The 9,696-nt window shown below is 56.1% G+C and carries 7 protein-coding genes; 3 read left to right on the top strand and 4 right to left on the bottom strand.

The window, feature by feature from the left end:
• Positions 1-266: 266 nt before the first annotated feature.
• On the bottom strand, positions 267-1,199 hold the full coding sequence (locus ACWVX6_RS10560) for a DUF975 family protein (RefSeq protein WP_455153121.1): 933 nt from the start codon (positions 1,197-1,199) through the stop codon (positions 267-269).
• Between the two features lie 20 nt (positions 1,200-1,219).
• The gene (locus ACWVX6_RS10555) at positions 1,220-2,854 is read right to left on the bottom strand and encodes a VanW family protein (RefSeq protein ID WP_455153120.1); all 1,635 of its coding nucleotides are present in this window, start codon (positions 2,852-2,854) and stop codon (positions 1,220-1,222) included.
• A gap of 239 nt (positions 2,855-3,093) precedes the next feature.
• Between ACWVX6_RS10555 and ACWVX6_RS10550 the strand changes: the two genes are divergently transcribed.
• From ACWVX6_RS10550 to ACWVX6_RS10540, 3 genes are all read left to right on the top strand, one after another.
• Entirely contained in the window at positions 3,094-4,281 is a 1,188-nt protein-coding gene (locus ACWVX6_RS10550; protein ID WP_455153119.1) for a cation:dicarboxylate symporter family transporter, read from the top strand.
• Between the two features lie 74 nt (positions 4,282-4,355).
• Positions 4,356-4,931, top strand: coding sequence for a phosphatase PAP2 family protein (locus tag ACWVX6_RS10545; RefSeq protein ID WP_117750898.1), 576 nt, complete (start codon positions 4,356-4,358; stop codon positions 4,929-4,931).
• Positions 4,928-6,346, top strand: coding sequence for a lipopolysaccharide biosynthesis protein (locus ACWVX6_RS10540; RefSeq protein WP_455153118.1), 1,419 nt, complete (start codon positions 4,928-4,930; stop codon positions 6,344-6,346). Before ACWVX6_RS10545 ends, ACWVX6_RS10540 begins: the two co-directional genes overlap by 4 nt.
• A 203-nt stretch (positions 6,347-6,549) precedes the next feature.
• Here ACWVX6_RS10540 and ACWVX6_RS10535 read toward each other — a convergent pair whose 3' ends face one another.
• Positions 6,550-6,975, bottom strand: a complete 426-nt coding sequence (locus tag ACWVX6_RS10535; protein ID WP_110436718.1) for an RrF2 family transcriptional regulator — start codon at positions 6,973-6,975, stop codon at positions 6,550-6,552.
• Positions 6,976-7,045: 70 nt separating this feature from the next.
• Positions 7,046-9,613, bottom strand: a complete 2,568-nt coding sequence (locus ACWVX6_RS10530) for an NYN domain-containing protein (protein WP_455153117.1) — start codon at positions 9,611-9,613, stop codon at positions 7,046-7,048.
• Positions 9,614-9,696: the final 83 nt, after the last annotated feature.

Raw genomic sequence — 9,696 nt, 5'->3', positions numbered from 1 at the left:
CAAATTCATAAATTCCGGGAGCATGTATCTCGGAATTTATACAAGGGAAGAAAAAATGTGTCCGCAGGACGCGGTTTTTCTTCGAGATTCGCTCGAAAGCGTGGTTTCGAGCGAGAGGCTGCTCGGAAAACGTTAGTTTTTCGACAGCCTCAAGCCTCGGAGCACACATCTCCGAGGCTTTTCACACGTTCATAAATGATATCCTATCGTTTGCCTGATGCTATCACCGCATAACCTACATGAATGCAGGTTGCCCGGCAGGATGCTTACCCTTCCGGATAAAACTCCGCCGACGGTTCGGTCAAATGCTCATACATACGCACGAACGAGCTTTCCATATACGCCGAGAGAAAACCGTTCAGTACGGCAGTCAGGCATAGCGCCGCCACCAGAGCTGCCGCGAACACCGCAATCGCCATGCCGGTGCTCATCACAGTCAGACCGACCGTGCCGAGCAGGATACATCCCCAGAGGACAACCGCGATCAGTACATACCAGCCGATAAAGCTGAGGTCGAATACAAACAGCTTCATCAGATTTCCGCGGAACGCCCATGAAGCCTCGCGCGTAGCCGCCCATGCGCTGCGGTTCTCATCCTGCGCGAGCAGAAGCCAGCCAGCATTATAGGTCTGCAGCTTAACGCGAATCGGAATCATCACCAGCAGGTACACAACCTGCAGCGCTCCCGCAATCACCTGATACTGTGCTGTATCCGAGACAACCACAGCAACCGAAAATACGATTGCCGAATAGATGACGGTCGGTACGATTGACCAGATAATGCCGCGCAGCCACAGCGTAAACACCATGCGGATGCCCGCCCAGACACTTTTCAGCGAGGTGAACGGGTACATGAGCATACCCACCGTTACATCCTCGCTGTGTGCGAGACCGATGTAAAAGTGCATGAGGCCGAACTGCAGGGGGCCCGTGATCGCCAGCATAAGCGCAATGCACAACCATACCGTATTCAGTCCACGCGAGAGTGCCGCCATCAACTGGTAATCATTCGCAGAAACACCGCCTGCGATGAGCGCGAACGCTCTGCCGAACACGGAAACGTACAGGATCACCATCAGCAGCACATACGGCACGAGGTACATCAGCTGGATGCCGATACACCGTCCAAGGTTTTCCATTACACGCGCCTTCTGCTCCCGCTTAAGCTGTCTGCGGGTCTCAGCTGTAAAATTGTTCATAAAATTCTCCGTTTTCTTTATCATTCACCGACGTACACGACCTCATCCCGCTTGGAATAGGTGGAGCTGTTGGCCAGCACCTCGGTCGTCTTGCCATTTTCAATAATCTGCTTGTAGGTCTTGGTCGAGTAGCCCGTGATGCCCGAGGTCTCCACGCGGCTCTCGCCTGCCTCCATCGAGCTGTCCGTCTTTGTAACGGTCTCCGGCTTGTAGGTCTCGAGCACCTCTGTGCGGGTCGTGACCGTCTTGTCGCTCGTTTTGGTGCCGACAATGGTCATGATCATCTGACCGTCGGTCTGCTCGGCAAGAATCTTGACCGGATACGCCGTATTGTTGACGAACCGGAAATCCAGATTGCCGTAATCCACGGTTGCATCCTCGCCGAGCGGTGTGTAGGACACGGTAAACGAATGATTATGTCGTTCGGTCACCTTCAAATCGGCACGCAGTACAGCCATGTACAGCGTCGAGGACGGCTGGCAGACACCGCCGCCGAACTCGTCAATAATCTTGCCGCCCGAGTAGGCATGCGCCTCCTGATAACCGCGTGCGGCTGTGCGCTCGCCAACCGTGCCGTTATAGGAAAACTCGTCGCCCGGATTGAGGATAGTGCCGTTGATGGCCTTAGCCGCCAGACGGATATTGTTCGTACGCGGTGCGTTGCCCTCATCGAGATTGGTCGCCGTGCGCGCGAGCGTATCGTGGAACAGCTTCGCCTTGAGCGTCTCTGCCGTGATGGACGGCTGGGTGATCGTCACAGGAATGGTGTAGGTCTCTTGCGAGCCGTCGCCAATGATCTCCTTGGCCTTATCGGTGTCGAACGACACGCCTGTCTTGCCGGCGATGATGGTCTTGCCGTCCTCCTTGCTGACGGTAGCGTTGACCGGGTCACCGATAATGTCGGCTGCAATCTTGTCAACGTCAATCGCCGGAGCGGCTGTCACATCGGTCGAGACCTCATACGGCTCAAAGTCCATCAGGCGGATCTGATCAGTCAGCGCCTGCTCTACCGCATCCGTGTCAAACTTGACGCCCGGCTTGCCAGAATGCACGATCAGATTGCTGTCCTTCAGTTCCCAGGTCGGATTGACCGGTTCGGTCAGCGCCGTGTCCGCGATTTCGTTAAGCGTGCCGCGCAGGCTTTCCTCATCTACAGTTGCCGCAATCTGCGCCTCTCTGTGACCGCGCATTGCGCCGATGATATCGCGCACGCGCTCGAGCGGATTGCCGGTACGGCCTATTTCATAGGCGTTCTCGGCGGACTGGATGCCGTCCACGTTTTTCAGCACCTTATCGACCGGAATATCATAGTTGGAGCCGTAAATCGTCACCGTGACGTTCTTGCCCTCGTACAGCGGCGCACTCTGGTCCTCGATGGTGTTTGCCGCATCATCGCGGTTCATGCCGCCGACCGCGATCGGTCCGACAGTCACACCCGGAAAAACATTCGGGTAGCAGTACACATAGCCGAATGCACCGGCTGCCGCCGCAATGACAACGCCGACGGCAATCTTTACACCGATAGGAACACGACGTTTCTTCTTCGGCTGCTTCGCTTCCGTCCGGATGACCTGCGCCGGTTTTTCCGGCTTTTTGGCCTGCTTTTTGATCAAATGCGCTCCCTTCTTCGGTTTGTTTGCGCTTTTATCTGCCATGAGTATACCTCTTAACTAATCTATGCTTGGAATATGCTTTGGATTCTCGATGCACCCGCCATTATTCGACAGGTATACCTTTATATTATAGCGCCCTGTATTCATGATAGCAACCACAAATTCGGATAAATTCGGTATACGCCGTCATAATCTGTCGCTTTAACTTGCTATCACGGCTCTTTTCTGCTATAGTATTATTAGTATGCTAAAATTTTTGTGAAAAAGAGGAGTAAATGCAAGTGAAACAATTAGGACTGTTAATTCGACTGATTATCGGCATCATCGCCGGTATCCTCATCGGTATGTGCGGACAGTGGTTCGGCATCGCGGACACTGCGTTCTTTGTTGCCATCATCCGCCTGCTGGCAACCTTTACCTCGCTGTTCTCAACCTTCCTGTCATTCATGATCCCGCTGATCATCCTGTCGTTCATCACGGTCGGCATGGCAGAGCTTGGCAAGAAGGCCAACCGTCTGTTCGGTCTGACCCTGCTGCTGGCCTACGGCACAACCGTTATTTCCGGCCTGCTGACCTTCTTCATCGGCAAGGCCGTTCTGCCGGGGATCATTCAGCCCATCACCGGCGATGTACTCGAGAGCAACGCCTTCGAGCCGCTGTTCTCCATCACGGTTGACCCGGTGTTCGGCGTTATGACTGCACTTGTGCTCGCGTTCGTGATCGGCATCGGCATGGCAAACCTTAAGGGCGATTCCCTGCTGAACGTTTTCCGCGATCTGCAGAAGATCGTTACCGGCGTACTCAGCCGCATTATCATTCCGCTGATCCCGATCCACATCGCAGGTCTGTTCGCCAACATCGCAGCCGAGGGCCGTCTGGCGGCTACCGTCAAGATGTTCGCTTCCCTGTATGCTATCATTATTGTGCTGCAGCTGCTGTACATCGTGTCTCAGTTTGGTCTGGCAAGCATTGTCTGCCGCAAGAACCACTTCAAAAGCATGAAGAACGCCGCTCCGGCGTACTTTACCGCACTCGGCACCCAGTCGTCTGCATCGACTATTCCGATTGCGCTGAACTGTGCATATAATAACAATATAAATAACGACGTTGCCGACTTTGTCGTTCCGCTGTGCGCTACCATCAACCTCAACGGCGATACCATCTGCCTCGTACTCGGCTCGATGGGCATCATGCTTGCAAGCGGCATAACCCCGACCTTTGCCATGTTTGCTCCGTTTGTATTCATGCTGGGCGTTACCATGGTTGCGGCTCCGGGTGTACCGGGCGGCGGTGTTATGTCGGCACTGGGCCTGATCACCTCGATGCTCGGCTTCACCGACCCGATGCAGCAGCTTATCATCGCCCTGCACTTCTCGCAGGACAGCTTCGGCACTGCTACCAACGTCACCGGTGACCAGGCGATTGCCCTCATCGTGGACAAGGTAGACCGTTCTGCTTCCGAAAAATAACCGGGAAGTTGTTTCCATAGCCATCCCCCCATCATAAAACAACTTCTAATCCTGAAAGGCGGCGATTCCGGTAAATGGATATTCTGCTCGATATTGTGCATTCAGTTGACTACGGCGTTCTCGCGTACATCTCGGAGCACTGGCGCGGTGGTCTGTCCGACACAGTCTGGAAGGTGTTCTCCCTGCTGGGCAGCTACGGTGCTGTCTGGATTACGCTTGCCGTACTGCTGCTGTTCTTCCGGCGAACACGCCGCGCCGGTGCGGCGATGCTGATCGCGCTCGGTGTCGGCTTTCTGCTTGGCAACGTGTTCCTCAAGAACCTTGTCATGCGGCCGCGTCCATTTGTCACCCACACCGACCTGACGGCGCTGCTCGTTCCGGAGGACCCGTGGTCGTTTCCGTCTGGGCACACGCTCAGCTCATTTGCGGCAGCCTCGGCGCTGTACTTCTTCCACCATAAAACCGGTTTTCTGGCCTTTCTGCTGGCGGCAGCCATTGCGTTTTCGCGGCTGTATGCCAGCGTCCATTACCCGACCGACGTACTGGCCGGAGCGGTCATCGGCGTGCTGTGCGGCATTATCGCTGCATGGCTGACCGACCGCGTTACCGACCAGTGCCACACACTCCGGCTGAGAAAGGGCAAAAAATGAATCAATACAAACGCCTTCTCGGCAATACCTTTATCTTTGCGATAGGCACGTTCAGTTCCAAGATTCTCGTCATCCTCATGCTGCGTTTCTACACCGGCATGATGACGCAGGATGAAATGGGTGTCGCCGACCTGATCATCAAGACCACCAGTATTCTGTATCCGGTGGTGTCGCTGTCCATCGGACAGGCGGTCATCCGCTACGGACTTGAGCGCAAGTATTACAAGCGCAGTGTGTTTACCATTGCGCTTGTGACCGTGCTGTGCGGCTTTATTATCGCACTGCCGTTCCATCCGCTGCTGAGTCTCATCCACTATAACACCTCGGCGGGTGTTACCGGCTCACTGCTTGAGTATCAGTGGATCATCTACCTGTATGTTCTGACCTCGTGCACGCAGAATGTGTGCAGCCAGTTCATCCGCGCGCTCGGCCACGTCCGCCTGTACGCGATCGACGGCATTTTCCGTACGTTCGTCACCATCATGCTGAACATCCTCTACCTGAAGGTGTTCCGCTGGAACATCCTCGGCTATGTGTTCTCCATCATCTGCTCGGACGCGCTTTCCACTGTTTGCCTGTTCATTATTGCCGGTTTGTGGAAGTACGTCAAGCTCAAGCGTCTGGACATGCACCTGTGGCGCGGCATGCTGGCATACTCGCTTCCGCTCGTACCGGATGCGATTCTCGTGTATATCATTGGCTTCTCGGATCAGGTGTTCCTCGCTTCCATGCAGGATACTGCAGTCAGCGCCATCTACTCGATCTCCTACCGTGTGCCGACACTGATCGCGCTTGTTGCGTCCATCTTTGTTGATGCATGGCAGATATCCATGGTCAACAACAACACCAAGGAGGAGCAGATCACGTTCTTCTCGAACGTCGGCAACACATACTCGTCCATCGTGTTCATCATCGCGTCCGGCGGCGTAATGTGCGCCAAGCTGGCTATGACGGTTCTCGCCGTGCCCAGCTACTATATCGGCTGGACGTTCATCCCGATTCTGGCGGTCGGCGCGGGCTTCAACTGCCTGTCCAGCTTCCAGAAAAGCGTGTACCTGCTGGAAAAGAAGACGGTTGCGTCCTTCCTGTCCACGGCATTCTCCGCGGTCATTAACATCGGTCTGAACGCCCTGCTCATCCCGCGGATGGGCGGCACCGGTGCGGCGCTGGCAACGCTCATCAGCTATGTGGCTCTGTTCCTGTACCGTGCGATCGACAGCCGGCGGTTCATGCCGGTCCGCTGGAAGGTGCCGCGCTTGGCGCTGACCGTGATTCTGCTTACCGTACAGTCCATGCTCATGCTGCTTGAGCCGCCACTGTGGCTCGTCTGGCAGATTGCGCTGTTCGGCGCGGTTGCGGCACTCAACAGCCGCGAGATGCTGCTCAGTGTCAAAAAGCTGCTGCATCGAGCATAAGTTTATATGCAAAGGGAATGCCTGCGGGGTGTTCCCTTTTTCTTTTGCTGTCTACACGACATTATCACGTTATATTGTAGGATGCGCCGACTCGGTGCACCGCCTGTAAACCACATGCACGCACACAGAAGATAAAACCGCATCGTTCATTCTCCATTACTCAACGAAAAAAAGACAGACGAAAAATCGTCTGTCTTTTTGCGTTAGATGGAAAAATTAAGCGTTCCGTTGTTGACAAGATCCTCGAGCGTGACCGAATCAACATAATTATTGATTGCGTCATACAATCCGCGCCAAAAGCTGAGCGTAATGCATTCATCTACACGAGGACAATCCACCGGCTCGTGCTCCAAACACGCCACCGGCGCAAGAGAGCCTTCGGTAATGCGCAGAATATCGCCCACGGTATACTCCGAAGGATGCCGCGCCAGCTGATAGCCGCCCTGTGCGCCTCGCGTCGAGATGACAAAGCCCGCACGCGAAAGCTGCACCACGATCTGCTCCAGATACTTGGCCGAGATCTGCTGTCGCTTGGAGATATCGCGCAGCGGAATGTAGCCGCCTGCGTCATGCTGCGCCAAGTCGATCATCAGACGAAGCGCATATCTTCCTTTGGTTGAAATCTTCATAGTTGCAAATTCCCCTTTTCACTAATATACCACAGGTTTACTATGAATTCAAGTCCAAACCGATTTTTGTTTACAATTTTTTCAGAATTGCCTCAATATGCTCATTGGCCTGCTCTACTTCCCAGTGCAGCTCGGTCGCGGAGATACGCTCTGCGCCATGGCCGAGAATGATCATCTGCTCCATGCCGTCCGATGTAGCCACGCGAACACGGTGCTTGCGCGACAGGTCGTAGGACGCCTGCTCAATGTACATATCCGCGGTTTCGGCCTCCTTGGTGTAGACGATATGGATACCGCCGCGCTGCTCGATCGAGCCGGTTCCGCCTTTGACCTTATAGGCATCGAACACGAGAATAAGATGGCATCTGCGCACACCCTGATAATTGCTCAGCACGTTGACGAGCGCTTCACGGGCTGCGTTGACATCACGGGCGGCAATGTCGCGCAGCTCGTCCCACGAGAAGATGATGTTGTAGCCGTCCACGAGCAGATAATCGTCCTCACGGATGCGGGTAACGTACAGCTGCTCGAGCGTGGCCGCCTTTTTGCGGCTCTGCTGGAAGGCCTCAAAGCCGCGGTTTTTGACTGGACCGTAGGTGCGTTCAAACAAGGCCCGCAGTTCCGCATCGCCGCCGAAGCCGTCTCCGCCGCCTGTGCCGGAGGAACGCGCCGGACGGACTTTTTCCGGCTCTTCTTCCTTAGGTTTCAGCACATTTGAGGTGTCCGCATGCGCGTGCTCGGGCACCTCGTTCCACTTGACGACATAGCCTGCGCCGTGCGAGCAGAACACGGAATCCGGCGTATTTTCCACATCGGCGGTCGGGTCGTAGGCGGCTGCCGAGATGACTTCCTCCGCGTTGTGGCAGGGCGCATAGCCGTCCGGTGTGCACGACAGCCGACCGCGTCCCTTGGTGTACGCGGCAACCTCGGTCCAGTAGTTGCGCATGGTGGAAACCGGCGCCGTTCCGGTCAGAAGCGAGCCGTGAGCACCCTGTTCCGGAGGCTCGAACGTGCCGTTCATTCGCTGAATGTCGGTCATGGCGCGTCCGACGCACTCGTCCGGCAGCTCCAGCCGAAACGCATAATACGGCTCAAGCAGCAGGCTTTCTGTGCGCATAAGGCCGTTGCGGACGGCGCGGTAGGTCGCCTCGCGAAAGTCACCGCCTTCCGTGTGCTTGACGTGTGCGCGTCCTGCAAGAATGGTTATCTTCACATCCGTGATGGGTGCGCCGGTCAGCACGCCCAAGTGCGTTTTTTCCGCCAGATGCGTGAGGATCAATCGCTGCCAGTTCAGGTCGAGCACATCGGTCGGACACGCCGTTGACAGCTGAATGCCGCTGCCGCGCTCTGCCGGTTCAAGCAGCAGATGCACCTCAGCGTAATGCCGCAGCGGCTCGAAATGGCCGATGCCGATCACCGGCTCGGTGATGGTCTCGCGGTAGACGATGCTGCCCTCGTCAAAGGTCACATCCACGCCGAAGCGTTCCGCGATAACGCTGGTGAGGATTTCCAGCTGTACCTCGCCCATGAGCTGCAAATGGATTTCGCCTAATCGTTCGTTCCACACCACGCGAAGCTGCGGGTCCTCCTCCTCGAGCTGGCGCAGATTGCGCAGCATGACATGCGCGTCACACCCTTCCGGCAGGCACACGCGGTACCCGAGAACGGGTTCCAGAACCGGCGGCAGCGCACCGGCTTCCGCGCCAAGACCCATGCCCGGACGCGTGTGCGTGAGTCCGGTCACCGCACAGACCATGCCGCTCTCGACGCGCTCAGCCGTGCGGAATTTTTCGCCCGAGTAAATGCGGATGCCGCTCACCTTTTCCTGCCAGCCGCCGTCCTCGCCGCCCGAAAGCTGCTCGCGCACGGAAAGCGCACCGCCGGTGATTTTGAGATATGACAGGCGGTTGCCCTGTGCGTCACGCGCGATTTTGAACACACGCGCACCGAAGTCCGCGCCGTACTGCGGTGCAGGAAGATAGCGTTCCAGACCATCCAGCAGCGCGTCCACGCCGTCCAGTTTGAGCGCCGAGCCGAAGTAGCACGGGAACGCTTTTCGTTCCGCAACCAGCTGTGCGATCTGGCTGTCGCCCACCATTCCTGTCTCGAGGTACTGCTCGAGCAGACCCTCATCGCACACCGCAAGCTCCTCTGCCATTGTGTCCGTCGAAGTGAAGTCCACGCAGCCGCTGTCCAGCCGTGATTTCAGCTCCTGCAGGAGTGCATTTCGGTCTGCACCGTCCAAATCCATCTTGTTGATGAACAGAAACGTCGGGATTCCCTGACGCGTCAGCAGCCGCCACAGCGTTTCTGTGTGCGCCTGTACGCCGTCCGTGCCGCTGATGACCAGCACCGCACAGTCGAGCACCTGCAGTGTGCGCTCCATCTCCGCCGAAAAGTCAACGTGACCGGGCGTGTCCAGCAGTGTCACCTCGGTGTGCGACAGGGAGAACTCCGCCTGCTTGGAGAAAATTGTGATGCCGCGCGCGCGCTCGAGCGCAAACGTATCGAGGAACGCATCCTGATGGTCCACGCGGCCTAATTTTTTCAGCGCACCCGCCTGGTACAGCATGGCTTCCGACAGAGTAGTTTTTCCGGCATCAACGTGCGCCGTGATGCCAATACAGATATGTTTCATAGCAAAATTCGCTTTCATATTCGAGTGATTCTAACTCCTACTATTATCGCAGGTTTTGCGTGATTCTTCAAGGCATAGTATGT

Source organism: Butyricicoccus sp., from assembly GCF_977037065.1.
This window is presented reverse-complemented; position numbering and strand designations above follow the sequence as displayed.

Bases quoted from the DNA above. Each gene is read 5' to 3' on its own strand.
- ACWVX6_RS10535 (WP_110436718.1), bottom strand. From the start codon at position 6,975: ATGAAGATTTCAACCAAAGGAAGATATGCGCTTCGTCTGATGATCGAC.
- ACWVX6_RS10540 (WP_455153118.1), top strand. From the start codon at position 4,928: ATGAATCAATACAAACGCCTTCTCGGCAATACCTTTATCTTTGCGATA.
- ACWVX6_RS10560 (WP_455153121.1), bottom strand. From the start codon at position 1,199: ATGAACAATTTTACAGCTGAGACCCGCAGACAGCTTAAGCGGGAGCAG.
- ACWVX6_RS10555 (WP_455153120.1), bottom strand. From the start codon at position 2,854: ATGGCAGATAAAAGCGCAAACAAACCGAAGAAGGGAGCGCATTTGATC.
- ACWVX6_RS10530 (WP_455153117.1), bottom strand. From the start codon at position 9,613: ATGAAACATATCTGTATTGGCATCACGGCGCACGTTGATGCCGGAAAA.
- ACWVX6_RS10545 (WP_117750898.1), top strand. From the start codon at position 4,356: ATGGATATTCTGCTCGATATTGTGCATTCAGTTGACTACGGCGTTCTC.